A 26,256-nucleotide genomic window follows, 5' to 3' on the forward strand; every position below is an offset into this window, starting at 1 on the left:
CCACAGGTCGAACTGCGTCGACTCGACCTGTGTCGACTCGACGGCTGGTCGGCCGGCCCTGCCGGTCGCGGGCGGCACGGGAGCCATCGGTGTAGCGTCCCGGGAGCCGGCCGGAACCGTCGGCGCCCCTCGAGGAAGGCAGAGCACCCCATGCGCATCGGCACCGCCATCGCACTGCTCGTGATCGGCGCGATCCTCGCGTTCGCCGTCAACGTGCAGGTCGCCTGGTTCAACCTGAGCATGATCGGTTACATCCTCATGGTGGCCGGCGTGATCCTGCTCGTGATCAGTCTGGTCGTCGGCCTGCGCGGATCGAGCTCGACCTCGACGACCCGCACCGGCTACGACGCCGACGGCAACCGCATCGAGCGCCGGGACGACTACCGCGCCTGACGCCGGGGCACCGGAAGCGCGGCAGCGGTCCGCCGTCGAACCGCGCCACCGGATCGGTCCAACCGCGTCGCCGGATCGGCCCGGGCCCGGTCAGTCCGACGCGGGCGGGTGTCCGGGCCGGAGTGCATCGATGTCCGCCGCGAGCTCCTGCAGGCGGTCCTCGAGCCCGACCTCGTAGTCGTCAGCAGGACCCGCCGCCCATCCGAGCCGCCCGACGACGGTCGAACCGATGTCGTCCCAGGCCCGCTGCCGCGCGGCGATGACGATGGCGTCCACGAAGGACGGATCCTCGCTGCTCGCCTCGAGCCGCTCCGCCAGCTCGGTGTAGGTCGCCTCGCGTGTGCGGAGTTTCAGGTCGTCCCCGCGCTTGTAGTCGTGTTGGTGGCGGGACCGCCCCCGCGCGTTCTGCGCGACCGCTCGGATCTCGCGCATCCGCTCGGCGTCCTCGCGCTGCTCCGCGGCGAACCGACGGAGTTCCTCGCGCGCGGCCTCGGCGACCACGCGGGCGTCGAACGACTCGTGTTGCTGCAGTGCGCTGAGGATGATGCGGTTCGCGACGGCGATGACGATCGCGGACCGGGCGATGAGCATGCCCTCGTCGACCGACCGGCGCAGCTCGTCGGGGTCGACCGGCCGTTCACGCACGTCCTCGTGCTTCGGTCGCTTCCCGAAGACCGCCACCATCGTCCTCCCGCCCCGTCGTAGTCGCCCGCGCGGAGCGACCGTCCTCGACGATACCGAGCCGCGGTCGGGAGGGCGCTCGACCGCGGCTGCTCGTCACTCGTATCGCAGGGCCTCGATGGGATTCTGCCGAGCAGCCCGACGGGCCGGCAACGTGCCCGCGAGGAACGCGATGAGCATCACGACGATGATGATCGTCGCGACCGAGCCGGGCGCGAACTGCAACAGGTGCAGGCCGGGGAGGTCCTTGAGCACCGTGCGGGCCAGGAGGTTCGAGATCCCGGTGCCGAGCAGGATCGCGACCCCCGCGCCGATCGCGCTGCCGAGGAACCCGATGAACACGGCCTCGAGGCTGAACAGCGTGTACACCCGACCGCCACCCATGCCCATGGCCTTCATGAGGCCGATCTCGCGGGTGCGCTCCTGCACGCTCATGAGCAGCGTGTTGATGATCCCGAACCCGGCGGCGATGAGCGCGATCACGGCGAAGGCGTTGAGGACGCCGACGATGCCGTTGATGACCGTCTCGAACTGCCCGAGCTGGTCGGCGATGGTCTGTCCCGTGTAGCCCGCCGCCGACAGGCGGGACTTGACCTTCGCGACATCGGCGCCCGACGCCACCGTCGCCGTGGCGGAGGCGTAGCCCGTCGAGACCGCGGTCGGCTTCGCGGTCTCCTGGGCGGTGCGGAGCGCCTCGGTCAACGCCGCGTTCGCACCCGCACCACCGCCGAAGAGCGACTCGTTCTGCACACCGACGACCGTCGCCCGGACCTGGTGCTCCTGCCCGAGGTAGTCGTCGATGCCGATCGTGACGGTCGTGCCGACCGCGTTGCGCGCGCTCCCCAGGCCGAGGGCCTTGAGGTCGTTCGTCGGGAGCAGGAGCTGACGCTCGGACGACGTCGACGACAGCTGGCGTCCTGCGGCGAGGTCGGCGTGGATCGCGTCCGCGTCGCCGGCGATGCCGACGACGTACTTGCCGTGGTCGCCGTACTCGAGCCACTTCGGTGACAGCGCCACGGCCGGCTGCACCGACGCGATGCCCGTGGTCCGCCGGATCGCGCTGATGTCCGTCGGGCTGAGGTACGACACGGACGCCGGGCCGCGCTGCGAGGTCTGTCCCGACTCGGACGGGTCGTACTTGGCCGGCCCGTCGTCCGAGCTCGACGTCGTCGCGGCCTTGGTGACGGTGAGCGAGTCGGTGGTGCCGATCGATGCGACCTGCGTGTCGATGTAGGACGACACCCCCGTGCCGATCGCCGAGGTCAGGGTGATCGTGAACGCGCCGATGAAGATCGCGATCACCGTGAGGGTGGTGCGGAGCTTGGACCGGAACGTGTTCCCGATCGCGGTGCGCAGGAGGTCGACGAGGTTCACGCGGCGGCCTCCGTGGTGTCGACGATCAGACCGTCGCGGACGTTCACGCTGCGATCGCACCGCGCGGCGAGTTCGGGGTCGTGGGTGACGACGACGAGCGTGATCCCCCGTTCCCGCTGCAGTCCGAACAGCATGGCCTCGACGAGCTCACCGGTCGTGGTGTCGAGGTTGCCCGTGGGCTCGTCCGCGAAGATCACCGCGGGTTCGTTGACCAGCGCGCGGGCGATGACGACCCGCTGCTTCTGCCCGCCCGACAGGTCGTTGGCGTCGTTCCGTGCCTTGTCGGCGAGACCCAGCGCGTCGAGCGCCTCCATCCCGCGGCGGCGGCGATCGCGCGACGACACCCCGGCGATCGTCAGCGGCAGCACGACGTTGTCGAGGACGCTCGTCCGGGGTGTCAGGAAGAACTGCTGGAACACGAACCCGAAGGTGTCGTTGCGCGTCCGGTTCACCTGGCGCGCGGACAGGCGCGCCGCGTCCTGACCGTCGAGGAGCACCTGACCGCTCGTCGGCCGGTCGAGCAGGGCGAGCAGGTGCATGAGGGTCGACTTGCCGGAGCCGCTCTTGCCGACGATCGCGAGGCTCTCACCCCGGTCCACCGCGAGCGACACCCCCTTGAGCGCGTCGAAGCGGGCGTCACCGCGGCCGTAGGTGCGGGTGAGGCCGCGGGCCTCGAGCACGGGAGTGGGCATGCCGCAACGCTAGCGGCGCCCTGCCCGGCCCTGGTGCGAACCTGCTGGGTGCGATGTCAACGGCATGTGGACGCGCGCTGTCCTCCCCAGCGTCAGGCCGGGACCGCCTCGCGCGCTGCGGCCCGTGCCACGATCCGATCGGACTCATGGACGGCGACCCGCTCGGCGGTCAACAGCAAGGAGGCGACATCGGTGGCAGTGCGTGACGGCGCGTCGTTCCAGCTCGTCAGGTCGCGGACGCGGCCCATCCGGACGTCGGGGGCGGGGCACCACATGACGGGGGCGCCCTCCTCGACGGCGAGCGCGTGCCAGACGAGGTCGAGCGCACGTTGGACCGGCTGCGAGTGGACGGCGTGCGGCCCGCCGGCGGCGTACACGACCGCGCCCACGAGGCACGCCCCGACGAGCGGTCGACCGGCGACGTCGAGCGCCGCGGCGCTCGACGCCTTGCGCGTGCGGCCCCGGTCGTCCAGGTACGCGAACCACGCATGCTGGATCCAGCCGTGGTCCACGACGTCACGAGCGTCGGACAACAGGTGCTCGAGCGACGCGAGTTCCGCGAGCTGGGCGGCCACGCGACGGCCCCGGGCGGCCGCACGCCGTTCGTGGTGTCGATCGACCCAACCGAAGAGTCCCGAGCGGCGGGGCGTGGTGGTCTCCCGGACAGGAGAGGCGTCGCTGTCGACGTCGTGCTGGACGCGGAACTCGAGGGTCATGACGGTCCCTCCGGATCGGTGGCACGGAACGGTGTGGGGTCACGGTAGTCCCGTTCTCCTCGGAGGGCGATACCCCCGTTTCCCGCGGTGCTCCGGCACGGCTCCGGGTCGGTCCGGCCCGGGCTCGCGAGGGTCCGGCACGGCGTCAGTCGTCGAGCACGGCCTCGAGCGCACGGAGCCCTGCGGCCCGTTGGTCCGAGCCGTCGGGCGAGGCGGCGAGCGCGGTCGCGATCGACATCGCCCACCCGCGGGCGCGCGTCCACGTGTCGTCGTCGGGCGCGAGGGCAGCGCGGAATCGCTGCCGGGCCTCCCGGCCGAACGTGAGCCATGCCGTCGCGAGGTCGGTGGCCGGATCCCCTGCGGTCAGGTCACCGAAGTCCACCACCGCGACGAGCGCATGGTCGTCGACCACGATGTTGAACGGGTGCAGATCGCCGTGGAGCCAGAGCGCCGGCCCCTGCCAGGCGGGGGCGGCGGCGACCTGCGTCCACGAGCGCTCCAGGTCGGCGGTGCGCGGGATGCGTCCCGACCGCAGTCGTCGCGCCACCGCCGTCGTGCGTCCGTTGAGCGGGCCACCGCGCACTGGGTTGTGCAGCGCGTCCTCCGGCGCGGTGACGTGCAGGGCTCGGAGGAACGCGGCGAGCGTCTCCGGTGCGTCGCGGGGGAGGTCCGTCGATGCTCCAGCCGGGCGACCGGCGACCCACCGGGTGACCGTCCACGACCAGGGGAACACCGCGGACGGCCGACCGATGCGCACGGGCTCGGGCACGGCGACGACGTGTCGGACGCGCGCGGCGATGCCGGGGAGCCACCGCTGCTCGTGCTCGACGAGGTGCGCGGCGGCCTCGCGCCGCGGCACCCGGACGAGCAGCTCGTCGCCGAGCCGCAGCACGACGTTGTCCCAACCCTCGGCGAGGGGTCGCAGCGGCAGGCCGGCGAGATCGGGGTGCTGGTCGAGCAGGAGTCGTCGCACCAGTGCCTCGTCGACGTCGATCTCGGCGTCTGGCACGTGCACCGGACGATGCTAGCCGCGCTCCGGTTCCCGGGCATCGGGAGCACCGGCAGCACCGGCAGCACCCTGCGGGCACGGTCCCAGCGACCGTCCTGGCACGCCCGCTACGGTGCCCCGGGTGTACGAGGAATGGCGCCGTCCGAAGCAGTGGGCGCGTGCGGGCGGGCTGCTCGTCGTGCCGTACGCCGTCGTCGCATGGTTCACCCTCGCCGTGACGCCCGTCCCGCAGATCGCGTTCGGGCTCGCCGTCGTCGGGATCCTCGGGGTGGTCGCCGCCACGATCCGGGGCTTCCGGACGTACCGACGGGGTGCCGTCGCCCTGGTCGGCGTGCTGCTGCTGCTCGCCGGTCTGGCGCTGTTCGGCCTCGACCCGTTCCCCGCGCAGATCGCGGGTCTGAGCGACTGGTGGCCGTCGGCGATCACGCAGCCGCAGACGGTGCTCAGCGGCTACTGGACGCTCGTGGCCCTCGGCGCGGTGCTCACGGGCGCGGGCCTGCTCGTGTGGCTGCTCCTCACGGCGCTGCTGGGGACGCCCCGCCCGCGCCGCTGACCCGCGGCCACGCAGAACTCGTCGCCGGCGGCCACGCGGGCCTCGCCGCCACCGCCACCGCCACCGCCACCGCCACCGCCACCGCCACCGCCACCGATGACACCCACGGCACCGACGCCCGTCATCCCCCAGCGGTCACGAACCGCGAGGGGCGGAAGTCCGCGAGCAACGGATGCGCGGCGTCGTGCACGACCTCCCAGGCGGTGAGTTCACCGAGCACGAGGCCGAGCGTGGCGCCGCTGTGGGTGAAGAGCACGTGCAGGCCCGTGATGCCGTCGACGGCACCAGCCACCGGGTCGCCGTCGGCAGGGATCGGCTTGGGGCCCACCCCGACGCCAGCGACGGTGAGCACGGGATGCCCGGCCAGGACGGCGCGCGCCTCGGCCACCAACCCCGCGACGGTCGAGTCCCGCACGTCGTACCGGCCGTCATCGAGCACGCGGACCTCGCGCTCACTCCAGCCGGCGTCGAACACGAGGGAGCCGCCGGGTGCCGGGCGCACCGCGACCCGGGGTGTGTTGAGCACCACGCGGAGCGGCGTCGCGACGGGTTCGCTCCGGACGAGGAGTGCGATCGGGGTCTGGTCGGGCATGGTGACGCCGAGCGTGGCGAGGTCCCGCGGCACGGAGGGACCGGTCGCGAGCACGACGGCGTCGGTCGGGAGGTGCTCTCCACTCGCCGTGGTGACGCCGGTCACCCGGCCGTCGCGGACGGTCGGGAGGCTCCGTCCGGCTCCGGTGCGCACCGTTCCGCCCGCGGCCACGACCTCGGCGAGCAGGTGGTCGACGAGGAGCGCGAGGTCGACCCACCCCTCGCCGGGGTTGAGGACGGCGCCTTCCGGATGCACGGCCGCCGGATCAACTCCGGGCACGTGCCGGGCGACGTCCTCGCGCGACATCCACACGGAGTCGTAACCGATGCGGAGCTCGTGCTCGTGACGCTCCCGGTACGACTCTCCGGGAGCGGCCCAGGTCAGGCCGCCGTCGAACCGCACGACGTCGTGGCGGTCCAGCCGCTGCTGGACGGTGCGGTAGCGGTCGATCCCGATCGTGCGCAGCCGGTGGTACGCGTCGCTCCGCGCTCCCGCCGAGTTGAGCCAGGACAGGGAGCGACCGGACGCGCCGGACGCGGGACCGGCCTCCGTGACGAGCGTGACGGCGGCGCCGAGGCGGACGAGGTGCGCGGCCGTCGAGGCGCCGAGCACCCCGCCGCCGACCACGACCACGGACGTGGCACGCATCACGGCATCCCGGGGAGCGACGGCGCGCTCACCGCAGCGCCCCTGCAGCGGTCCGGAGGTCGGCGACGAGCTCGTCGAACGCAGCGTGGCGGGCGTCCTCGTCGGGCATGCGGAGCAGGGCCGACGGATGGGTGGTCACGAGGAGGCGCGAGCCGTCGTCGAGTTCCTGGAGGCGTCCGCGCTCGCGTCCGATGGTCACGCTGCGGCCGAGCACGGATCGCGCAGCGGTCGCCCCGAGTGCGACGACGACCTCGGGGCGCACCACGGCGAGTTCGGCCTCGAGCCACGGGTGACACGCGACGACGTGCGCCACCGACGGCTTCTGGTGGATCCGGCGCTTCCCCCGCTGCTCGTGGTGGAAGTGCTTCACCGCGTTCGTGACGTACACGGTGCTCCGGTCGATCCCGGCGCGCTCGACCGCACTCGCGAGCAAGCGCCCGGCCGGCCCGACGAACGGTTCCCCCGCGCGGTCCTCCTGGTCGCCGGGCTGCTCCCCGACCAGCATGATCCGGGCTTCCGCACTCCCTGCGGAGAACACCACCTGTGTGCCCTCCCGATGGAGCTCACATCCGTGGCATGCGGGGGCGGCCGCACGGAGCGCGGTCAGGTCGGGGTGCTCGGGCACCCACTCCTGGGCGCCGGGACGTTCGACGTCGGTCATGGTCCGAGCCTGCACCCGCCGCGCAGCGTGTCGGTCAGCCGACGAGCGCGTCGACGGCGGCGGTGAACGTCGCCGACGGGCGCATGACCGCGGCGGCGGCGTCCGGGTCGGGCCGGTAGTACCCGCCGAGGTCCGACGGTCGGCCCTGCACCGCGGCGAGCTCCGCCACGATCACGGACTCCTGGTCCCGGAGGGTCGCGGCGAGGGCGGTGAACGCCTCGGCGAGGGCGGGATCGTCGGTCTGCCGCGCGAGCTCGTCCGCCCAGTACGCCGCGAGGTAGAAGTGGCTGCCCCGGGTGTCGAGCTCGCCCACGACCTGTCCGGGCGATCGGTTCTCCTCGAGGAACCGGCCGGTGGCGCGGTCGAGCGTGTCCGCGAGGACCTGCGCGCGGGGCTCCTGGGCGACGGCTGCGAACTGCTCGAAGGCGACCGCGAGCGCCAGGAACTCGCCGAGGCTGTCCCAGCTCAGGAACCCCTCGGTCAGGAGCTGCTGCAGGAGCTTGGGGGCGGAGCCGCCGGCACCCGTCTCGAACAGGCCACCACCCGCGAGCAGGGGCACGACCGACAGCATCTTGGCGGAGGTGCCGACCTCGAGGATCGGGAACAGGTCCGTCAGGTAGTCGCGGAGCACGTTGCCGGTGACCGAGATCGTGTCCTCGCCGCGGCGGATGCGCTCGAGCGAGAACCGGGTGGCGTCGACCGGGGACATCACCTCGATCCGCAGCCCCTCGGTGTCGTGGTCGGCGAGGTACCGGTGGACGAGGTCGATGAGGACGCGGTCGTGCGCGCGGGTGTCGTCGAGCCAGAAGACCGCCGGGGTGCCGGTCGCTCGCGCGCGGGTGACGGCGAGACCGACCCAGTCACGGATCGCGGCGTCCTTCGTCTGGCAGGCCCGCCAGATGTCCCCGGCCCCGACCGGGTGTTCGAGCAGCGTCGCGCCCGAGCCGTCGAGGACCCGCACGACACCGTGGGTCGGGATCCGGAACGTCTTGTCGTGGGACCCGTACTCCTCGGCCGCCATCGCCATGAGCCCGACGTTCGGCACCGACCCCATGATCGCGGGGTCGAGCGCGCCGTTCGTCTTGCAGTCCTCGATGGTCGCCGCGTAGACACCCGCGTAGCTCGAGTCGGGGATCACCGCGAGGGTGTCGTGGGGCTCGCCGTCCGGACCCCACATGTGGCCCGACGCACGGATCATCGCAGGCATCGAGGCGTCGACGATGACGTCGCTCGGCACGTGCAGGTTCGTGACGCCCTTGGCGCTGTCGACCATGGCGAGCGCCGGCCCCGCGGCGAGCGCGGCGTCGAACGCGGCGCGGATCTCCGCGCCGTCCGACAGCTGCTCGAGCCCGGCGAACAGCGCCGCCAGGCCGTCGTCGGCGCGGAGGCCCGCGGCCGCGAGCGCGTCGCCGTACCGGTCGAACACGTCGGCGAAGAACACCCGGACGACCTCGCCGAAGACGATGGGGTCCGAGACCTTCATCATGGTCGCCTTGAGGTGCACGGAGAACAGGACCCCTGCCTCCTGCGCTCGGGCCACCTGGTCGGCGAGGAACGCCCGGAGGTCCGCGACGTGCATGACCGTGGCGTCGACGACCTCGCCCGGGGTGACGCGCACGGCGTCCCGCAGGACCTGCTCGGAGCCGTCGTCCCCGGTGAACACGATGCGGAGGCTGTCGGCCGCGGGCACGACGACGCTCTGCTCGTTCGACCGGAAGTCCCCGCTGGACATCGTCGCGACCTCGGTGGCGGACTCGGGGCTCCAGGCTCCCATGCTGTGCGGGTGGTTGCGGGCGTACTGCTTGACGGACGCGGGTGCCCGGCGGTCGGAGTTCCCCTGGCGCAGCACGGGGTTCACGGCACTGCCCTTGACCTTGTCGTACCGGGCGCGGACGTCGCGCTCCTCGTCGGTCGTCGGTGCGTCCGGGTACTCCGGCAGGTCGTGGCCCTGCTCGCGGAGCTCGCGGATCGCGGCCTTGAGCTGTGGGACGGACGCCGAGATGTTCGGCAGCTTGACGATGTTCGCCTCGGGGCGGTCGGCCAGGGCCCCGAGCTCGGCGAGCGCGTCGGGCACCCGCTGCTCGGCGGTGAGACGCTCCGGGAACTGGGCGAGGATGCGTCCGGCGAGGGAGATGTCGCGGGTCGTGACGTCGATGCCCGCGACCCCGGCGAACGCCTGGACGACGGGCAGCAGCGACGCCGTCGCCATCCGCGGGGACTCGTCGGTCAGCGTGTAGATGATCTGGGCCATGCCGGCGTCGACTCCCTCGTTCGTGCCCGCCCTGTCGCGGTGTCTCGACATCAAGGTACCCCCGGTCCGGCGGCCGGGAGGCACGCCACCGGTCACCGACGTCGGCGACCGGAGCGGTGCCTCCCGGCCGGGGCGTCACCCCTTGATCGCGCCCGACGACAGGCCGGCGACGTAGAACCGCTGCAGCCCGATGTACAGGGCGATGCAGGGGATCATCGCGACGACGGCACCCGCGGCGAGCGAGCCGTAGTCGACCTGTCCGTACGCCCCGGTCTGCAGGTTGAGCAGCGCGACCGGCAGCGTGTACAGCGAGTCCTTGGTCAGGAACGTCAGTGCACCGAGGAACTCGGTCCACGAGACGAGGAACGTGTACAGCGCCGCGGTCGCCGCGCCGGGCATGAGGAGCGGCCGGAGCACCGACAGGATGAGCCGGGTCCGGGAGGCGCCGTCGACGAACGCCGAGTCCTCGAGCTCGGTGGGGATCGCCTCGAACGCGTTGCGCATCACGAACACGCCGAACGGCAGGTTCACCGTGACGTAGAAGAGCACGAGCCCGAACAGCGAGTTCGTGAGCTTCATGGCGTTGAGCTCGAGGTACAGCGGGGTGAGGATCGCCTGGAACGGCACCATCATCGTCAGCAGGATGAGGCCGAACACCCACTTGGCGCCGGGGAACCGGAACCGCGCGAAGCCGTAGCCGGCGAGGGTCGCGATCACGGCCGTCAGGACCGACGCCGAGATCGCGACGACGAGCGAGTTCACGAGGCCCTGGAGCAGGTGCGACCCCGGCCCGAGGATCGTCCGGAAGTTCGCCATCTCGAGGTGGAAGAAGGTCGACCACGTCGGCGGGGCCGTGATCACCGTCTCCGGTTGGAACGCCCGGAGGATCGCCCACAGCAGGGGGACCCCGAAGACCAGGGCGGACCCGACCCCGGCGATGACGTACAGCGTGCGCTTCACCCGGGTGTCGCGGGGGTGGGCGACGCTCCCCTGGTGGTGTCGACCGCCGCGGCGTCCGGGGACGACGTCCGGGGCGATCTCGGGTGCGAGGGCGAGGCCCGCGGCTCGGCTGGTGCTCGTCGTGCTCATGTCGTCGTCTCCTCAGTCGCGCTCGCGGAGCGCCCAGAACTGGAATGCGGTCACCGCACCCGTCACGACGACGAGCGCGATGGACTCCGCGGTCGCCGCGCCGAGCTGGAGGTTCACGAACCCGCGGTCGTAGATGTAGTTGACGATCGTGGTCGTCGCGGTGCCCGGCCCGCCCTGGGTCAGGATGAAGAACTGGTTGAACGCGAGCAGCGAGCCGATCACCGAGATGATGACGCTGAGCGCGAGCGTGGACCGGATCATCGGCATGGTGATGAGCCGCTCCTGCTGCCACCAGGACGCCCCCTCGAGGGCGGCCGACTCGTAGACCTCGTCGGGGATGCCCTGCATGGCCGACATGATGAGCACCATCGTCAGCCCGGACACGGCCCAGACGACGAGCACGCAGATGAGCAACGTGGCGAGCGGCGCGTTGACGAGCCAGGCGGTCGTCCCGTCGGTGACGTGGAGCGCCTTGAGGACCAGGTTGACGGCGCCCGAGTTCGGCTGCGCCTCGAGGACGAGCATGAAGCTCAGGGTGGTCAGGCCCACGACGTACGGCAGGAAGAAGATCGTCCGGAGCACGGTGGACCCCTTGCGCCGCGCCCGGATGAGCACCGCGAGGAAGTACCCGAGCGCCAGGATCGGCACCGTCACGATCGCGGTGTACAGCAGCGTGTAGCCGATCGCGTGGACGAACGCCGGGTCCTGGAACAGGTTGGCGTAGTTCTCGAGCCCGATGAACCGGTAGGCGCCGATGAGCGGCCAGTTCGTCAACGAGATGTAGACCGCGAAGACGAGCGGGACGAGCACGAACACGCCGACGAACAGCATCGCGGGCGTGACGAGCGCGAGCCCGGCGGCCGGTGGATGGGTGAGCGAGTTCCGGGGACGGGGACTCCGTCGCTCCGTCCGCTGCGACACCGGGACCCGTCGGGTCCCTGTCAGTGACGACATCGTTGCACCTCTCTGTGCTGGTGACCGCGGCGCGGTCGGACGACCGCTGTACGGTCCTGGGTCGACCGCTCGGCGGTCACGGATGGTGTCTGCGTGCGGGGTCAGGCCTGGGCCTGGTCGAGGATCCGGTCGTACTCGGGCGCCGCGGCCCGCAGTGCCTGCTGCACCCCGGCGCCGAACACCGCGGTGCGGAACATCGTGAAGAACGGTGCCGAGGGCTGGTTCACGAGCAGGTTGTACGCCAGGGTCTGCGGCGCGTAGCCCTTGTCGAGGTTGTCGAGCGGGCGCGAGGCGAGCGGGAACTTCCGCCGGTACTCGGCGGTCGCCGCGTCCCCCCGGGTGGGGAAGTACCCGCCGGTGGGCAGGTTCTGCTGCGGCTTGAGCGAGTTGGCGTACTGCATGAACGCCCACCCGCCGTTCGGGTTCGACGCACCGTTCGGGATGCACATGTTGTCACCGCCGTCGAAGAACGCGCGGCCACCGGTCGGCCCGGGGATGAGCGCGGTCGCCATCTTCTTCTGCATGCTCTTCGTCGAGGCGTTCCAGGTGCTGCCGTAGTTCGTCGGCATGATGCCCACGGTCCCCGCGCGGAAGTCCGCACCCCAGGTCGTGCCCGCGTCCGAGAACGCGTTGCGGGACATGAGGCCGTCCTTCCACAGCTGACGGTAGAACTCGAGCGTCTGTTCGAGCCCGTCGTTCCCGGTGATGTGGCCGTGCTGCTTGCCGACCGCGCCGAGCATCATGTCGGTGCCCGTCGCCCAGATGTGCGGCTGGACGACGAAGCCGAGGATGCCCGGGGAGTTCCCGGCGATCGACCACCCGTAGACGTCGTCACCGAGTGCCCGGATCTTCTTCGCCGCGTCGAGGAGCCCGTCGAAGTCCTTCGTGCTCTCGGTCGGGTCGAGGCCGGCCCGGTCGAACAGCTCGGTGTTGAGGTACAGCATCGAGTTGTCCGCCAGGTACGGCAGGCCGTAGTACCTGCCGCCGCGCTCGAGCAGGTGCAGGTGCCCGGTCGAGAGCTGGTCGAAGTAGTCGAGCCCCTTGACCGCCGAGGTGAGGTCGGCGAACGCGTCGCGGAAGATGAACAGCATCGAGTTGATGTCGTCCACGTCGACCACGTCCGGCGGCTCGCCACCACGGATGGCGGTGGCGAGCTTCGTGACGTACTGCGCGTCGGGGACGGGCGTCAGGTCGACGTGGAGGTCCGGGTGGTCACGGTTGAAGTCGGCGACCGTGGCCGTGAGCCCGGCCTGGGTGGCGGCACGGCACCACACCTGCACGGTGCCGGTCGCCTTGCCGCCGAAGCCGGCGTCCGAGGAGCTGATCGCGGGGAGTGATCCGGAGCACCCGGCGAGCGCGAACGCCGCGCCGCCGAGCACCGACCCCGCCAGGAACGTCCTGCGGTCCATGGGTCACCGGGCCTGGGGGAGCCAGACGCGCATCGCGTCGACGCCGCGGTTGGCCCAGGCGTAGTACGGGATCGCGGTGATGGTGACGGCTTGGAGGGCCGGGGCCGGCTCCGCCACGGTCGTCGCGCCTCCACCGATCCGCCGGTACGGCCACGCGGCTTCGGCGTGCTCGGCCGGGGCCTGCCCCTGCAGGTGCAGGACGGTGATGCCGTCGAGGAGGTCGGCGCGGTACTCGGCGTCGATCGCGGCATCGACGTCGACGAGCACGTCGTCCACGCGGAACCCGTCCTGGTCGGCCTGCTCGACCGCGAACACGAGCGGACCGCGCTCGATCGCGACCTGCCCGCGGCTCGCGTCGATGCGGGCGTCGGCCTCGTAGAGGTGCACGGACATGTCGAACGTGACCGTGACCTCGTCGCCGACCGCGAACTCCCGGGTGACGCGGACCGGCTGACCGGCCTGCACGCCCTCGACCGCTTCGCCGCCGACCGTGACCGTCGTCGCGTCGGACCAGTCCGGCACGCGCAGGTCGAGGGACCACTCGCCCGTGCTCTCGGTCACCGTGACGGTCACCGTGCCGTCCCACGGGGAGGTGGTCTCGACGTGGACGGCACCGCGCTCCCCCGCGTAGTCGCCCGTGGCGTACTGGTGCAGCTGGAGGCCCTCACCGCTCTGGGTGGCGACGTAGCCGTCCAGGCTCGCGAACGTCCGCATGATGTTCGGCGGGCAGCACGCGCAGTCGAACCAGCCGCGGCGGCCGTGCGCCGGGGACCGGTTCTCGTCCTGGTGTGCCCGGTCGCGGAGCTGGAGCGGGTTGACGTAGAAGTACTCGGTCCCGGCGAGCGAGACCCCGGCGATGAACGCGTTGTACAGGAGGCGCTCGATGGCGTCCGCGTACACGGGCTTGCCGGTCGCGAGCAGCAGCCGCCACGCCCACTGGACACCGCCGATGGCCGCGCAGGTCTCGGAGTACCCGCGGTCGGTGGGGAGCTCGTACGGGTCGCCGAACGCCTCCATGTCCCAGCGGGACCCGAGGCCGCCCGTGATGTACGCCTTCGTCGCCATCATCGAGGCGAACTGCCGCTCGCTCGCCTCGATGAGCTCGGTGTCACCGGTCTCGATCGCGACGTCGACGGCACCCGACGCCAGGTACACGGCGCGGACCGCGTGGCCCTCGACCGTCTCGGCCTCGCGCACCGGCACCCGGTCCGAGAAGTACGTCGGCTCCTTGCCGTAGCGCTCGATGAGGCCGTGGCCGCGGGCGTCGACGAAGTAGTGGGCCAGGTCGAGGTACTCACGGCGGCCCGTCTCGCGGTAGAGCTCGACGAGGCCCATCTCGACGACCGGGTGGCCGTCGACGTCGTGGCGCTTGTCCTCGCCGAACGTGCGGACGAGGTGGTCGGCGAGCTTGATCGCGACGTCGAGCAGGGCGGTGTCACCGGTCGCCCGCGACTGCGCCACGGCGGCCTGGAACAGGTGGCCCGCGCAGTACATCTCGTGGCTCCACGGGAGGTCGTGGTAGCGACCCTGGTCGTGGTACCGGACCTGCTGGACCGAGTCGATGTAGCCGTCCTCCGCCTGCGCGCGGGCGACCAGGTCGGTCACCTGCCGCTGGAGCTCGAGGAGGTCGTCGGCGGGCTGCCGGCCGTACTCCCAGGCGACGGCCTCGAGCCACTTGTAGACGTCGGAGTCCATGAAGATCGGTCCGACGGCCTCGCCCTCCTCGACGCCGGCGGCGATGCGGAGGTTGCGGAAGTTCCCGGCGGTCTCGAGCTGCTCGTACCCGGAGCGGATCGCGTCGCGTCCGTTGCGGTCCTGGCGGAGGGCCCAGAAGCCCCCGGTGATCCGCGCCGCGTCGGGCGCGAGGGGGCGGAGCGCGACCCGGGCGTCCCCGGAGGGGCGGACGGGTTCGGCGGTCCGCGGCTGGCCGGCGGTGCCGACGGCGGACGGTGCGGTTGCGGTCATGGTGCGTGACTCCCCGATGTGGAGGGACAGGCGACGCCGACGTGGAGGGCGACGCTGCCCCGGGCAACTTCCCGGTGTCACCGCGGCGATCGTGCCTCGGCAAAACCAGAAAACGGTTTCTGCGGTCACAGTAGGACCGTTGTGCCGCGCTGCGCAAGCCTGTTTCCGTGAGGGTTCTATGATGACGAGGATCCGGTCGGGGCCGAGCGCTCCGACCGACCGGGGACCGGACGACCCCGGCGTGCGGACGGAGAGGACGACGCCGTGACGAGCGAGACGACCAGCCGCGCGAGCGGAGCCGGCACCGTGCGCATCACCGACGTGGCCGCGCTGGCCGGGGTGTCGATCGGGACGGCCTCGAAGGCGCTCAACGACACCGGTCAGCTCCGACAGGAGACCCGCGAGCGCGTGCGAGCCGCCGCCGCGAAACTCGGGTTCGTCGTCGACGCCCGCGGCCGTGCCCTGTCGTCGGGCCGGAGTTACACGGTCGGCATGATCACGACGGACTCGTTCGGCCGCTTCAGCATCCCGGTGATGCTCGGCGCCGAGGACGTCCTGAGCGCCGGGCAGATGGCCGTGCTCATGTGCGACACCCGGGACGACATCGTCCGCGAGAACCACTACGTGCGGTCCCTGTCGTCCCGCCGCGTCGACGGTGTCATCGTCACCGGACGGAGCGCCGAGGCCAGACCCCCGATCCGCGTCGACATGCCCGTCGTCTACGCGTTCACGCCCTCGACCAGTCCGGACGACGTCTCGATCACCCTCGACGACGCCGCGGGTGCGGCACTGCTCGCGGACCACCTCGTCGCGATCGGCCGCCGTCGCGTCGCGTACGTCACCGGCCCGCAGCACCACTCGGCGGCCCACCGACGCGCGGAGTCCGCGCAGGCCCGGCTCGGGGACCGCCTCGTCGGGCAACCGCTCTACGGCGAGTGGTCCGAGCGCTGGGGCCGTCAGGCCGTCGACCTGCTCGTGCACGGTGGCGCCGACCTCGACGCGATCGCCTGCGGGAGCGACCAGATCGCCCGCGGCGTGTGCGACCGCCTCCGGGAACTCGGACGCTCGGTGCCGCACGATGTCGCGGTGACCGGCTTCGACGACTGGGACGTCATGGCCCTCGCGAGCCGCCCGCCCCTGACCACCGTCAACCTGCGGCTCGAGGAGCTCGGTCGGCAGGCCGGCCGCGCGCTCCTCGCGCTCATCGACGGTGACACACCGGAACGGCGGCTCGCCGTGCAGCCGACCCTGGTGATCCGCGAGTCGACCGTCGGCGGCTGACCCCGTCGCTGCGGGCGATGACGGAGGTGAACCGGAGGCGGCAGGAGGCGCACCGCCCGTGGTCGCGTGGACCCGGGCGGGCCGCGGTGCCGGTGGGATGACCGGGCCGACGCCCGGCGCCACCGGAGGAACCATGCAGATCATCGCCCTCATGACCGTCAAGGACGAGGTCGACATCGTCGGCGACGTCCTCCGCGCCGCAGCCACGTGGGCCGACGCGATCCACGTCATGGACAACGGCAGCACGGACGGCACCTGGGAGGCCGTGCTCGCCCTGGCGGACGAGCTCGAGCCCGTCGTCGTGTGGGGGCGGTTCCTCGGCACCTACCGTGACTGGCTCCGGCAGTGGCTCTACACCGAGGCCGTGGCGCGCGCCGAGCCGGGCGACTGGTGGTGCCGGCTCGACGCCGACGAGTTCTACGTCGACGACCCGCGGACGTTCCTCCGTGCCGTCGAGCCCACCGCCGACCACGTGATGAGCGCGTCGTTCCAGCACTACCTGACCGAGGACGACCACGCGCGGCTCCTCCGCGACGGCGATGCCCGGGCGTCCTGGCGGGACGTCCGGTGGTTCACGTGCAACCACTCCGAGGTGCGGTTCGTCCGGCACACCCCCATCACGACCTGGCCCGCCGGGTCGGAGTGGCCGCTCGACCTCCGACGACCGGCACGCGCGCGGATCCGCCTGCACCACTACCAGTACCGGTCGCTGCACCAGGCCGGGCACCGGGCGATGGTCCGCTCGACGGGCGTGGACCCGGCGGTCTTCGGGCACGAAGGAGAGGACGACGACGCCTGGTACCGGACCCGGGGCCTGACGCCGCCGGCGCGGACCGATCTGCGCGCCGCCCACGTGGTCCCCGTCGCGCAGCTGACGCTGTCGGAGGCGTTGCCCCCGCACGCCCGCCGGGCGCCTCGCGTGCGCGGTGGGCTCCGACGCCGGACCCTCCGCCTGCTGCTCCGCGGCTGGCTGTGGGCGTCTCGACCGGTCCTCCGACGGATCGCCGCCGTGTGAGCGTCGTCAGGAGCCGTCCGGCACGAGCCGCGCCGCCACGACGACGTTGCGGGTCGCGGCGCTCCCGTCCGGGCTCGGCAGGCATGTGACGACGAGCAACCGCCCGGGCTCGTCGCTCCACAGTGCATCGGCGGCGAGTCCCGACTTCCGCACCGTGCGCGAGGCCTCCACCCGGTACCGGTGGTCGCCCACACGGACCTCGTCACCGGCGCGCACGCGCACGGTGCCGTCCTCGCGGACGATCGCGTTGCCCGGCGCGCGACCCCCGCCGCCGAGCGCGTGCATGACGAGCACGACCGTCCCTCGTTCGGCGTCCTCGACGGGCCTCCCCCGGTCCCGCACCCAGTAGGCGGACCGGAAGCCGGGAGGCACGACCACGCCGTCCACCGCGCTCACGGCGCCGACGGGCACGTCGAGGCCGACCGAGGGGACCCGGAGCCGCACGCCGATCGAGGCCTCGGCCGACGCGGCCGGGAGCGGCGAGGCCCCGGGGTCCACGCGGACCGGCCGTCCGTCGAGGTCCCGCCCGCTGACCGACCCGGTCGAGGCCGGATCCGAGGCCGAGCTCGATGCGGACGGACCTGCGGCACCCGCGCCGGGTGACCCGAAGAGGGCCGCGAGGCACCCACCGGCCACGATGACGGATGCCGTCGGCAGGACGACGCGGAGGGGCAGGATCGTCCGCGGTCGAGGCGGGACCGGCGGTGGCGGCGGCCCGTCCGTGCCGGCGGTCATCCGCGGCGTCGAACGGCCGAGGTGGCGATGGTCACCGCGACGAGGACGGCAGCGAGACCCATGGCACCCGCCGCCGTGCCAGCCGTGCTCACCCGGTCCCGTCCGGGCTGACCCGCGACCGCGCCGCCCGTCTCGATGCGCGTGGCCGGCAGAGGCCGGGGGTCCGTGCCCTGGCCGGTGCTGGCACCCGACCCGCCGTCGCCGTCACCACCGCCGGAGCCCGTGGTCGTCCCGGTCCACCACGTCCGGTCGGAGGCGGTCGGCGCGAGCACCCCGACGAGTGGCGTCCGGTCGGTCCGGGCGGGCGTCCCCGTGGCCGACACCCCGCTCGCCGTCGTCCCCGCGGCGGCCCGGACGGTGCCGGTGCAGGCCACCGACGCCCCGGGTTCGAGCACGGGGACGGTGGCCGCCCCACCCGCGCATGCCAGCCCCTGCCGGTCGACGTGTTCGTCCGTGACCCGGACGTCCGTCAGCACCGTGTTCCCGGTGTTCCGCACGACGGTCTCGCGCCGGAGTCGCTGCCCTTCGGGCACCCGCGGGCCCGGCGCCGCGTCGACGTCCCGCCCCTCGGTGCGTGTCGTGACGTCGAGCGCCGGCCGAGCCCCGTCCACCGGGAGCTGCATGCCCCAGAACAGCCCCGAGTTCGGGGTCGTGCCGGGCTCCGCACCCGTCGCCGTGACCGTCAGGTGGTCCACCGGGGTCGTCGTGCGGAACGTCTGCGTCACGCCGGTGTGCCATGTCGGGCAGGTCGCCGTGACGTCGTACCGGCCGGCCGCGGTGTCCTCGGTGACCGCCGCCGGACCGCCCGCACCGGTGTCGGCCTCGTAGCGGAGCCACCGCCCCGTCGGCCCGGCGAACCGCACGGACTCGCGGTCAGCGCTCCCGCAGATGTCGACGTCGTGGACGAACAGCACCGTGCCGGTCGGCAGGGCACCGCCGCGCAGCGACGAGAAGTCGAGCGTCCAGGTCCAGGTGCCCGGGTTCGCGGCGCTGACCCAGAGGTCCGAGTGGACCCTCCCGGTCGGCGGCTGTTCCTCGCCGCCGTCGAACACGCCGCCGGACGCCGGGGTGTGGACCGCGCTCCACCCGTCGGGAGCGCCGTCGGTCGTCATCGTGAACCGTCCGGTCGCCGCGCTCGGCAGCACCGCACGACGGTCCGCGGCGGGCTCCCGGAACGCGAACTCGGACACGGAGTGGCCCGACGGCATCGCACTGGTCGGTCGGTCGGGGACCGCGGCGCCGTCCTGCGTGAGCAGCCGAGCGCCGACCACGCCGTCGGCGGTCAGCACGGGCGGCGGGTCGTCGATCCCGACCGCGGGTGTCAGCGGCACGGGTGCTGCGGCGGCGACGTCCGGCACCGCGATCGCGGCCATCGCGCCCACGAGCAGCGCGGCGCCGACCGCGCTGCGTCGGCGTCCCCGGGTCCGTCGTCGTACCGTCCGGTGTCGTCGCTGTGCCTGGCGCCCCATCTGCCCTCCACGTCGTGGTGCCGGGACCACGTGCGCTCCCGGACCGGGGGCTCACCGCCCCGAGCGCCGGAACGGTACCGCGGGGCAGCGCGGGCGGTCGCATTCCCGGGATGTCGTACTCCGCCGCCGACGCGGGATCCGGAATCAGGCCTCCACACCGGTGGCGCCGCCCGCGTGCTCGCCCACCACCCGGCCGTCCCGGAGTTCCACGACCCGGTCCGCCTGGGCCATGATGAGCGGGTCGTGCGTCGACACGACGACCGCGACGTCGCGCTCGTGGGCGAGCGTCACGAGCAGCCGCATCACCTGGTCGGCCGTGACGCTGTCGAGCTGACCGGTCGGCTCGTCCGCGAACAGGACCCGGTGCGGCGTCACGATCGCGCGGGCGATCGCGACGCGCTGCTGCTGTCCACCGGACAGCTCCGTCGGGCGCTGGTGCCCGTGACGGCTGAGACCGACGGCCTCGAGGGTCGCGGCGACCCGTGCGGTGCGCTCCGCGACGGGCGTGCGGTCGATCCGGAGCGGGATCTCGACGTTCTCGGCGGCCGAGAGCGTCGGCAGCAGCCCGAAGTCCTGGAACACGAACGCGACGTCCCGTCGCCGCACCTCGACGAGCTCGTCCTCGGTCGCCGTGGTGAGCTCGCGCCCGGCGACCGTGACGGTCCCCGACGTCGGGCGGTCGAGACCGCCGAGGAGCCGGAGGAGCGTCGACTTGCCCGCCCCCGACCGCCCGCGCAGGACGACGAGTTCGCCGGGCGCCACGTCGAGCGAGACGTCCTCGCAGCCCCGCACGCGCTGCCGGCCGTCGCGGTACAGGCGGGTGAGACCCCGAGCGCGGACGACCGGGGTCTCGGTCCGCGTCGCCGCCGCGCGGCGCCCGCTCGTCGTGTCCGTCATGCGCGGGTCCCCTCGTCCGTCATGTCGTCGGGGCCCTCGGCGCGGTAGACGCCCACGTGGTCGGGGCGCAGGAGCACCCGGACGCGGTCGCGGAGGCCCAGCGTCTCGACGTACTCCTGCGGCAGCTGCAGGCGCCCCACCGCGTCGACCACCGTGTACTCCTGCGCACCGGACGCGCCCGCCGCCCCGATGAGCCGGTCGCCGCGCAGGACCTCGGTCGCGGTCCTCCCGTCGCGGATGCGCACGGTGCGCTCGACGTGGTCCGCCACCGCCGGGTCGTGCGTCACGATGAGCGTCGTCGTGCCGAGCTCCCGGTTCACCGTGCGGATCGTCTCGAGCACGTCGGCGCTCGTGGCCTCGTCGAGCTCGCCCGTCGGCTCGTCGGCGAGCAGCACGGCGGGTGCGTTCGCCAGTCCGACCGCGATCGCCGCGCGCTGCCGCTGTCCGCCCGAGACCTCGGCCGGCAGCCGCTCCGTCAGGTCACCGATGCCGAGCAGCTCGAGCAGCTCGGCCGCGCGGCGCTCGCGCTGCCGGGACCCACCGAGCTGCATCGCGAGGAACACGTTCTCGCGGACCGTGAGGTACGGCACGAGGTTCCGCTCGGTCTGCTGCCACACGAACCCGACGACACGACGCCGGTAGTGCAGGTGGTCCCGGGCGCGCATCGTCGTGAGGTCCGTGCCGGCGACCGTGACGCTGCCGGCGGTCGGTCGGTCGTGCCCGGACAGGATCCCGAGCAGGGTCGACTTGCCCGACCCCGAGGCACCGACGAGTGCGACGAGCTCCCCGCTCGCGACGTCGAGGTCGAGGCCCTGCAGCGCCTGCACCTCCACGCCCTCGGTCGTGTACACGCGGACCAGGTCGCGGCATCGAATCGTCATGTGTCGTCCCTTCCGTCGGTGACCCCGGACCGCCGTCGGTCGACGACGACCGCGGCGAGCGTGGCGAGGACCGCCGCGAGTGCGAGCAGCCCGACCGTCGCGGTGGTGGCGAGCGGGTCCACCGTGAGGACCGCCACGGCGTGGTCGGCAGTCCGCGGCACGATCGCGGGCACCACGGCCACCACGGCGGCGAGCCCGAGGACGACCCCGGCGACGAGCCCGAGCAACACCCGGGGGCCGAGCTCCCAGAGCGTCACGGCCGTGCGCTGGCGTCCGGTGAGCCCGAGCGTGCGGAGCATGGCCCCGCGGCGCTGCCGCACGGGGGCCGCGCTCACGACCGTCAGGGCGATCGCGGCCGCCGTCATCGCCGCGGACAGCACGAGGCCGGCGACCACGACCACCACGAGTCCACCGACGAGCGGATGCGTGTCGACGCCGCGCGTGCGGCCGTCGACCGGGAGGTCCACCGCGGCCGCACTCGTCACGACCACCCCGGCGGTCACCGCGATGCTCGTCGCCCCGACGATCGTCGCGAGGACCCAGCCGGCGGTCGGGCCGCTCCGGACGTCCTCGGCCGTTCCGACGAAGGCGGCGGCACCGCGTCGTCGGACCAACCCGACCACCAGTCGTGCCAACCGCGGGCGGACGCGGAGCAGCAGCACGACGAGCGCGGCCGCCAGCAGCAGGGGCGTGACCGTGACGAACGCGTCCACCGGCCGCGCGCCTCCCGTCGGTGCCGCCGCGCGCTGTGCGACGACCGCGGTCGCCCCGACGGCCATGGCGACCACGAGCGCCTCGGCGACCCACCGGAACCGGGGCAGGAGCGGTCGACGCCGACGCTGCCCGAGGACCTCGGCGAGCGCCACGACCGCGGCGAGCGCCGGCGGGGCGGCCGCAGCGGCGAGCGCGGCGGGCGTCCAGTCCCACCCGCCGACGGGGATCGCGAGGACCGCGGCGAGCGCGCCGAGCGCCGCACCGGGGACGCTCGCGACCGCGAGGTCCCGGGCCACACCGCCGGCCAGGGCGCCGGCACCCGCCCCGCGGTCGCGGAGGAGTGCCCGCACCGCCCGCCGTCGCGCCAGCAGTCCGGTGACGGCGAGGAGCAGGGTGACCCCGGCGACGCCGAGCGGTCCGGTCGCGCTCAGGGCGAGCACCGCGGCCGAGGCGGCGGCCCGCTCCTCGTGCAGGGCGAGGAGCTGCGGCAGGAACGTGCCGAGGAGGAGTGTGCGTTGGTCGCCGCTCGTCGCGTCGACGGGCGTGGGGTCGGCGAGCATGCGGGTCAGCGCCTGGCGCACGGCCGGCACCGAGGCCTCGTCGAGGCGGTCGACGTGCAACCCGAACCACACCTGGACGGTCGTGCCGCCGATCGCCGGCGCGATCGCCGGCCAGGTCGCCGCGTCGACGAACACCGACCCGTGGAGGACCGGGGTGCCGTCCGGCAGGAACATGGTCGACGGGGTGCGGCGGTTCGGGTCCTGGGACCACAGGCCGCTGCCGGGGTGCCGGGGCACGAACACGCCGACGAGCCGGACGGGGTACCGGTCGCCGCCGACGTCGACGAGGTCCTGGCGCCGGCCGACGCGCCAGTGCATGGCCCGGACGGTGGCGCGGGACGCGACGACCTGCAGGACGGTCCCGTCGCCGATGCCCGTCTGCACGTGTGGCCAGTGGCCGGCGACGAGGCGCCCGGCGGCCCGCAACTCCGGGGACGTCTGGATCCGGTACGCCGTCTGCTCGTGCACGCCGCCGCGGGGGCCGGTCGCGGCGAAGCCGTTCGGGGTCGGTCGCCCGGGTGGCGCGACGCCGGCCGCCGAGGCCGCGACGTGCCCCCGGTCGAGCACCCGTCGCACGGCGCGCGGGGCGTCCGTGCGCACGCGCTGCAGCAGGCTCGGCACGCTGGTCCACGTCTGCGCGAAGGACGCCGTCTGGGCGTCGAGCTGTGCGAGCGCCGACAGGGGGTCGGGCTGCACGGCGCCGGAGAGGTCGCGGTAGGCCGGACTCGCGCTGTCGACCGTGTGCACGAGGTCCGCGTCGAGCAGGGCGGTCGTCAGGCGCGGCGCGGCGGCCCCGGCGGCGGTGACGACCGCCACGAGCACCGCGACCGCGACGAGTGCGGCCCACTGACCGATCAGGCCCCGGAGCACCAGGTGCCGCCGCGACGGCTGTGCCAGCTGCCCGTGCGGACGACCGATCGCGCGAGGGCCGCTCATCCCCGGCCTCCCGACCGACGGGCACCGCGGGTGACGGCGACGCCGTGCCCGAGCACGACGAGGGCCCCGACGACGAGCACGACGCCGACCGTCAGCGCGATCGGTCCCGGCGCGACCGCGACCGCGACCGGCAGCGCGGGCGGCGCACCCGGCACGCTCGTGCGGGCACTCCCGGCCACCACGAGCGCGGCGGTCAGCGCGCCCGCGAGCACGCCCGCGACGAGTCCGTGCACGACGACCACGGCGGGCGCCGCCGCGCGCACGGCCCCCTGCGTCCCGGCTCGGACGCCGACGGCACGGAGGGCGATCGTCTCGCCGACGCGGTCCCGGGCGGACACGGCGACGGCCGCGACCAGGGTGAGGAGCGCGAACGCGAGCCCTCCGGCCGCCCCGAGCAGGAGCACGTCGGTGTCGAGCGCGAGGAACCGGCGCTGCACGTCGCTCGCGGGGGTGGTGAGCGTGACGTGGCCGTCGAACGCGCGGCGGAGGGTGTCGCGCTGTCCGGCGTCGGCGGCCCAGACCTCCTGGACGCGCTGCGGTTGCCGGGCCTGGGCGAGCATGCCCTGGTCGAGCGCGTCGAGGTCGGCGAGCACGGCCGGACCGCCGTCGGTGCCGGGCACGACGGGGACCGTGCCGACGACGCGGGCGTCGAGCCCGGCCCAGGGCCCCGTGATCTGCATCGCGCTGCCGACGTGGAGCCCGACCGCGCGGGCGAGCCGCGCGCTGACGACGACGGGCACCCGTCGTCCGGCCGACGGCATGAGGCGGATGCCGTCACCGCCGGCGACGCTGCTCGACAGGTCGCGGGCCGTGACGGCGATCCGGCCGGGGTCGGTCGTGCGCGCGAGGACGCCCTGGCCGAACGCCGCCGGGGCCGTGGTCCACGACCGCGCGGGCAACGGCACGACCCGTGGTCCGACCCGCAGCGTCCCGATCGCGATCCGGACGTCCTGCACGTCGGCGGTCGGGCGGGCGACGAGGTCGACCGCGACGAGGTGCCACGGGCCGCCCGTCGGCAGGGACCCCGCCGCGGTCGAGGTCGACGTCGTGCCGACCCGCAGGACCCCGCCGTGCAGGGACACCGGGGCGAGGTCGCCCTGGGCGTCCGCGACCCAGGCGGTGACGGCGATCGGGACGGCGCGGTCGGCCGCTGTGACGGGCGTGCTCACGGGGACGCCGAACTCGCCCGTGGTCGTCGCGAGGGGCCCGAGCGCCGCCGACGTCGACACCAGCCGGAGGGTGACCCGTCCCCGCCCGAGCGCGACGCCGGCCGGGGTGCTCCGGAGCGCCGTCGCTGCGCCCGGGGCGTCGAAGGCCGTGCGCGCGACCGGGAGGAGCCGGGGCAACGCCGGGGCCGCCACGCCGATCACGGCCGCGGATCCGGTCGGGGTGCCGCCCGTGAACCGCAGCACCGGGACGGTCCCGCGTCGGAGCGCCGCCGTGGTGCGCAGCGGTGCCGGCACGAGATCGCCGGGGTCGTCGAGGGCGACACCGCCGCCGACGGTGGCCCGGAGCGCGCCGCCCTGCGCGATGCGGGTCGAGGCCGTCAGGAACGCCGCCGACGTGCCTCCGACGCCCGCCGCGAGCACCCCGGTCGCGACGGCGAGCACGAGGAGCGTCGCCGCCGGCGTGTGCACCCGGAGGTCCCGCGCGGCGAGTCGCCCGGCGAGCACCACGCCGAGGCCGCGCCGACGTGCGGCCAGGTGCGCGGCGAGCGTGAGGAGCCCCCCGAGCGCGAGCGCGGCGACGGCGGCGAGTGCCGTGACCGCGGCCGCGGGAGCGACCACCGCGATCGGGTCGACGCCGTCCGGGCGGCTGGCGACGGTCCGGAACCGCCAGACGGCGACCGCGGCCACCGCGACGAGGAGCACGAGCGCCGGGACCGCGACGACGAGCGGCGTCCGCACGATCGGCCGGGAGGCCGTGCCCACCAGCGCACTCGGCGTCGCCGCACCGACGGCGAGCGCGACCACGCCGAGCACCGGGACGAGGACCTCGGCGACGGCGGCCGGCGGCCCGTACCGGGCGGCGAGGAGCACCTGGCCCGCGGCGGCGCCGACGAGGGCGGCGGGCACGGCGACGGCGAGCGCCTCGAGTGCCGCGAGCCGGACGAGCAGGCCGGGGGTGCCGCCGCGGGCACGGACGAGCCGGTCCTCGTCGACGCGGGCCGCGACGAGGAGCCGCGCGAGCATCGTGAGGGCGACACCGCCGGCCACGGCGAGCACGGTGACCGGCACGGGCACGGCCTCGTGCAGGGCGACCACGGCGTCGGCGGTCGTCGTCGTGGTCCGGGCGGCGCTGCCGTGCGTCGTGGTCCCGCCCGCGGCGGCGAACCGGCGCGCCGCGGCGTCGGGCAGGGTGGCGAACCCCTCGGCGAGGGCCCGGAGGTCGCCGGCGCGGACGGCGTCGACGCGCGGCCGGACGATCCAAGACGAGTGTCGGCCGGAGGCGTGGTGCTCGACCTCGACCGGTGCGGCGCCGAAGGTCCGGTGCACGAGCGCCCGGAACGCGGCGTCCTGGCGGACCGGGTCGCCGTCGACCGCGATGGTCACGGACGCGAGCCGGTCCGGGGTCGCGCGCAGGGCCTCCCGCGCGACGGTGGTGGGGGCGCGTACCGCGAGCCCGACCGCGAGCGTGGCGAGGAGTGCGAGGACGGCGACGGTCAGCGCGGTGACCCCGAGCACGGAACGACGGCGGACGGCTCGGCGCCACCAGGGCCGGAGCGCGCTCGGTTCCCCCACCGGTCTCCCCTCGTGCCGGTGTCTCCCGGCGTTCCGGTCA

Annotated in this window: 22 protein-coding genes; 4 read left to right on the forward strand and 18 right to left on the reverse strand. The window is 73.9% G+C overall.

What is annotated here, in order from left to right:
- Positions 1–150 precede the first annotated feature (150 nt).
- Positions 151–393 (forward strand): DUF6458 family protein, encoded by a 243-nt coding sequence (locus DEI88_RS15580; RefSeq protein WP_111011499.1) that lies wholly within the window; start codon positions 151–153, stop codon positions 391–393.
- Positions 394–483: 90 nt separating this feature from the next.
- Here the strand turns inward: DEI88_RS15580 and DEI88_RS15585 are convergent, their stop codons facing one another.
- The 5 genes from DEI88_RS15585 to DEI88_RS15605 all read right to left on the reverse strand — a co-directional run bounded on the left by DEI88_RS15585 (position 484) and on the right by DEI88_RS15605 (position 4,871).
- Positions 484–1,038, reverse strand: coding sequence for a hypothetical protein (locus tag DEI88_RS15585; protein WP_146242934.1), 555 nt, complete (start codon positions 1,036–1,038; stop codon positions 484–486).
- A gap of 132 nt (positions 1,039–1,170) precedes the next feature.
- Entirely contained in the window at positions 1,171–2,448 is a 1,278-nt protein-coding gene (locus DEI88_RS15590) for an ABC transporter permease (protein WP_111011497.1), read from the reverse strand.
- Positions 2,445–3,140 carry an ABC transporter ATP-binding protein gene (locus tag DEI88_RS15595; RefSeq protein ID WP_111014205.1) on the reverse strand — a complete coding sequence of 232 codons (696 nt, stop codon included), beginning with the start codon at positions 3,138–3,140 and terminating at the stop codon, positions 2,445–2,447. The genes DEI88_RS15590 and DEI88_RS15595 overlap by 4 nt, the downstream gene beginning before the upstream one ends.
- 92 nt (positions 3,141–3,232) lie before the next feature.
- Positions 3,233–3,856, reverse strand: a complete 624-nt coding sequence (locus DEI88_RS15600) for a DUF6197 family protein (RefSeq protein WP_111027749.1) — start codon at positions 3,854–3,856, stop codon at positions 3,233–3,235.
- Between the two features lie 145 nt (positions 3,857–4,001).
- Positions 4,002–4,871 carry an aminoglycoside phosphotransferase family protein gene (locus tag DEI88_RS15605; protein ID WP_111071917.1) on the reverse strand — a complete coding sequence of 290 codons (870 nt, stop codon included), beginning with the start codon at positions 4,869–4,871 and terminating at the stop codon, positions 4,002–4,004.
- Positions 4,872–4,986: 115 nt separating this feature from the next.
- Between DEI88_RS15605 and DEI88_RS15610 the strand changes: the two genes are divergently transcribed.
- Positions 4,987–5,418 carry a hypothetical protein gene (locus DEI88_RS15610; protein WP_111014208.1) on the forward strand — a complete coding sequence of 144 codons (432 nt, stop codon included), beginning with the start codon at positions 4,987–4,989 and terminating at the stop codon, positions 5,416–5,418.
- 121 nt (positions 5,419–5,539) lie between these two features.
- Here the strand turns inward: DEI88_RS15610 and DEI88_RS15615 are convergent, their stop codons facing one another.
- The 7 genes from DEI88_RS15615 to DEI88_RS15645 all read right to left on the reverse strand — a co-directional run bounded on the left by DEI88_RS15615 (position 5,540) and on the right by DEI88_RS15645 (position 14,987).
- Entirely contained in the window at positions 5,540–6,658 is a 1,119-nt protein-coding gene (locus DEI88_RS15615; RefSeq protein WP_111071919.1) for an NAD(P)/FAD-dependent oxidoreductase, read from the reverse strand.
- 28 nt (positions 6,659–6,686) lie between these two features.
- Positions 6,687–7,319, reverse strand: coding sequence for a UdgX family uracil-DNA binding protein (locus DEI88_RS15620; RefSeq protein WP_111071920.1), 633 nt, complete (start codon positions 7,317–7,319; stop codon positions 6,687–6,689).
- A 34-nt stretch (positions 7,320–7,353) separates the two neighbouring features.
- The gene (locus DEI88_RS15625) at positions 7,354–9,570 is read right to left on the reverse strand and encodes an NADP-dependent isocitrate dehydrogenase (protein ID WP_111071921.1); all 2,217 of its coding nucleotides are present in this window, start codon (positions 9,568–9,570) and stop codon (positions 7,354–7,356) included.
- Between the two features lie 135 nt (positions 9,571–9,705).
- The gene (locus DEI88_RS15630) at positions 9,706–10,659 is read right to left on the reverse strand and encodes a carbohydrate ABC transporter permease (RefSeq protein ID WP_111011489.1); all 954 of its coding nucleotides are present in this window, start codon (positions 10,657–10,659) and stop codon (positions 9,706–9,708) included.
- 12 nt (positions 10,660–10,671) lie between these two features.
- Positions 10,672–11,613 carry a carbohydrate ABC transporter permease gene (locus tag DEI88_RS15635; protein ID WP_111037397.1) on the reverse strand — a complete coding sequence of 314 codons (942 nt, stop codon included), beginning with the start codon at positions 11,611–11,613 and terminating at the stop codon, positions 10,672–10,674.
- A gap of 101 nt (positions 11,614–11,714) precedes the next feature.
- On the reverse strand, positions 11,715–13,022 hold the full coding sequence (locus DEI88_RS15640) for an ABC transporter substrate-binding protein (protein WP_111011487.1): 1,308 nt from the start codon (positions 13,020–13,022) through the stop codon (positions 11,715–11,717).
- 3 nt (positions 13,023–13,025) lie between these two features.
- Positions 13,026–14,987: a glycoside hydrolase family 127 protein gene (locus tag DEI88_RS15645; RefSeq protein ID WP_111049809.1), complete on the reverse strand. Its 1,962-nt coding sequence runs from the start codon at positions 14,985–14,987 to the stop codon at positions 13,026–13,028.
- Positions 14,988–15,251: 264 nt separating this feature from the next.
- Here DEI88_RS15645 and DEI88_RS15650 point away from each other — a divergent pair, with 264 nt between their 5' ends.
- Both DEI88_RS15650 and DEI88_RS15655 read left to right on the forward strand, forming a co-directional pair.
- Positions 15,252–16,268: a LacI family DNA-binding transcriptional regulator gene (locus tag DEI88_RS15650; protein WP_258368775.1), complete on the forward strand. Its 1,017-nt coding sequence runs from the start codon at positions 15,252–15,254 to the stop codon at positions 16,266–16,268.
- Between the two features lie 133 nt (positions 16,269–16,401).
- Positions 16,402–17,283: a glycosyltransferase family protein gene (locus DEI88_RS15655; RefSeq protein WP_181435237.1), complete on the forward strand. Its 882-nt coding sequence runs from the start codon at positions 16,402–16,404 to the stop codon at positions 17,281–17,283.
- A gap of 6 nt (positions 17,284–17,289) precedes the next feature.
- On the opposite strand, the gene DEI88_RS15660 is transcribed toward DEI88_RS15655, so the two are convergent.
- The 6 genes from DEI88_RS15660 to DEI88_RS15685 all read right to left on the reverse strand — a co-directional run bounded on the left by DEI88_RS15660 (position 17,290) and on the right by DEI88_RS15685 (position 26,216).
- Positions 17,290–18,018 carry a class F sortase gene (locus DEI88_RS15660; protein ID WP_258375020.1) on the reverse strand — a complete coding sequence of 243 codons (729 nt, stop codon included), beginning with the start codon at positions 18,016–18,018 and terminating at the stop codon, positions 17,290–17,292.
- On the reverse strand, positions 18,015–19,487 hold the full coding sequence (locus DEI88_RS15665) for a CLIPPER-2 domain-containing protein (RefSeq protein WP_111071923.1): 1,473 nt from the start codon (positions 19,485–19,487) through the stop codon (positions 18,015–18,017). Before DEI88_RS15665 ends, DEI88_RS15660 begins: the two co-directional genes overlap by 4 nt.
- 144 nt (positions 19,488–19,631) lie before the next feature.
- Positions 19,632–20,384, reverse strand: coding sequence for an ABC transporter ATP-binding protein (locus DEI88_RS15670; protein ID WP_111037401.1), 753 nt, complete (start codon positions 20,382–20,384; stop codon positions 19,632–19,634).
- A complete protein-coding gene (locus DEI88_RS15675) occupies positions 20,381–21,265 on the reverse strand; it encodes an ABC transporter ATP-binding protein (RefSeq protein WP_111037402.1) in 885 nt (294 codons plus the stop codon). The genes DEI88_RS15670 and DEI88_RS15675 overlap by 4 nt, the downstream gene beginning before the upstream one ends.
- Positions 21,262–23,475 carry an FtsX-like permease family protein gene (locus tag DEI88_RS15680; RefSeq protein WP_111071924.1) on the reverse strand — a complete coding sequence of 738 codons (2,214 nt, stop codon included), beginning with the start codon at positions 23,473–23,475 and terminating at the stop codon, positions 21,262–21,264. The genes DEI88_RS15675 and DEI88_RS15680 overlap by 4 nt, the downstream gene beginning before the upstream one ends.
- Positions 23,472–26,216, reverse strand: coding sequence for a hypothetical protein (locus DEI88_RS15685; RefSeq protein WP_111071925.1), 2,745 nt, complete (start codon positions 26,214–26,216; stop codon positions 23,472–23,474). Before DEI88_RS15685 ends, DEI88_RS15680 begins: the two co-directional genes overlap by 4 nt.
- Between the last annotated feature and the right edge of the window lie 40 nt (positions 26,217–26,256).

Origin of the sequence: Curtobacterium sp. MCBD17_003 (genome assembly GCF_003234885.2) — a bacterium.
GTDB lineage: Bacteria > Actinomycetota > Actinomycetes > Actinomycetales > Microbacteriaceae > Curtobacterium.

Bases quoted from the DNA above. Each gene is read 5' to 3' on its own strand.
- DEI88_RS15580 (WP_111011499.1), top strand. From the start codon at position 151: ATGCGCATCGGCACCGCCATCGCACTGCTCGTGATCGGCGCGATCCTC.
- DEI88_RS15595 (WP_111014205.1), bottom strand. From the start codon at position 3,140: ATGCCCACTCCCGTGCTCGAGGCCCGCGGCCTCACCCGCACCTACGGC.
- DEI88_RS15600 (WP_111027749.1), bottom strand. From the start codon at position 3,856: ATGACCCTCGAGTTCCGCGTCCAGCACGACGTCGACAGCGACGCCTCT.
- DEI88_RS15615 (WP_111071919.1), bottom strand. From the start codon at position 6,658: ATGCGTGCCACGTCCGTGGTCGTGGTCGGCGGCGGGGTGCTCGGCGCC.
- DEI88_RS15620 (WP_111071920.1), bottom strand. From the start codon at position 7,319: ATGACCGACGTCGAACGTCCCGGCGCCCAGGAGTGGGTGCCCGAGCAC.
- DEI88_RS15625 (WP_111071921.1), bottom strand. From the start codon at position 9,570: ATGGCCCAGATCATCTACACGCTGACCGACGAGTCCCCGCGGATGGCG.
- DEI88_RS15630 (WP_111011489.1), bottom strand. From the start codon at position 10,659: ATGAGCACGACGAGCACCAGCCGAGCCGCGGGCCTCGCCCTCGCACCC.
- DEI88_RS15635 (WP_111037397.1), bottom strand. From the start codon at position 11,613: ATGTCGTCACTGACAGGGACCCGACGGGTCCCGGTGTCGCAGCGGACG.
- DEI88_RS15640 (WP_111011487.1), bottom strand. From the start codon at position 13,022: ATGGACCGCAGGACGTTCCTGGCGGGGTCGGTGCTCGGCGGCGCGGCG.
- DEI88_RS15645 (WP_111049809.1), bottom strand. From the start codon at position 14,987: ATGACCGCAACCGCACCGTCCGCCGTCGGCACCGCCGGCCAGCCGCGG.
- DEI88_RS15655 (WP_181435237.1), top strand. From the start codon at position 16,402: ATGCAGATCATCGCCCTCATGACCGTCAAGGACGAGGTCGACATCGTC.
- DEI88_RS15660 (WP_258375020.1), bottom strand. From the start codon at position 18,018: ATGACCGCCGGCACGGACGGGCCGCCGCCACCGCCGGTCCCGCCTCGA.
- DEI88_RS15665 (WP_111071923.1), bottom strand. From the start codon at position 19,487: ATGGGGCGCCAGGCACAGCGACGACACCGGACGGTACGACGACGGACC.
- DEI88_RS15670 (WP_111037401.1), bottom strand. From the start codon at position 20,384: ATGACGGACACGACGAGCGGGCGCCGCGCGGCGGCGACGCGGACCGAG.
- DEI88_RS15675 (WP_111037402.1), bottom strand. From the start codon at position 21,265: ATGACGATTCGATGCCGCGACCTGGTCCGCGTGTACACGACCGAGGGC.
- DEI88_RS15680 (WP_111071924.1), bottom strand. From the start codon at position 23,475: ATGAGCGGCCCTCGCGCGATCGGTCGTCCGCACGGGCAGCTGGCACAG.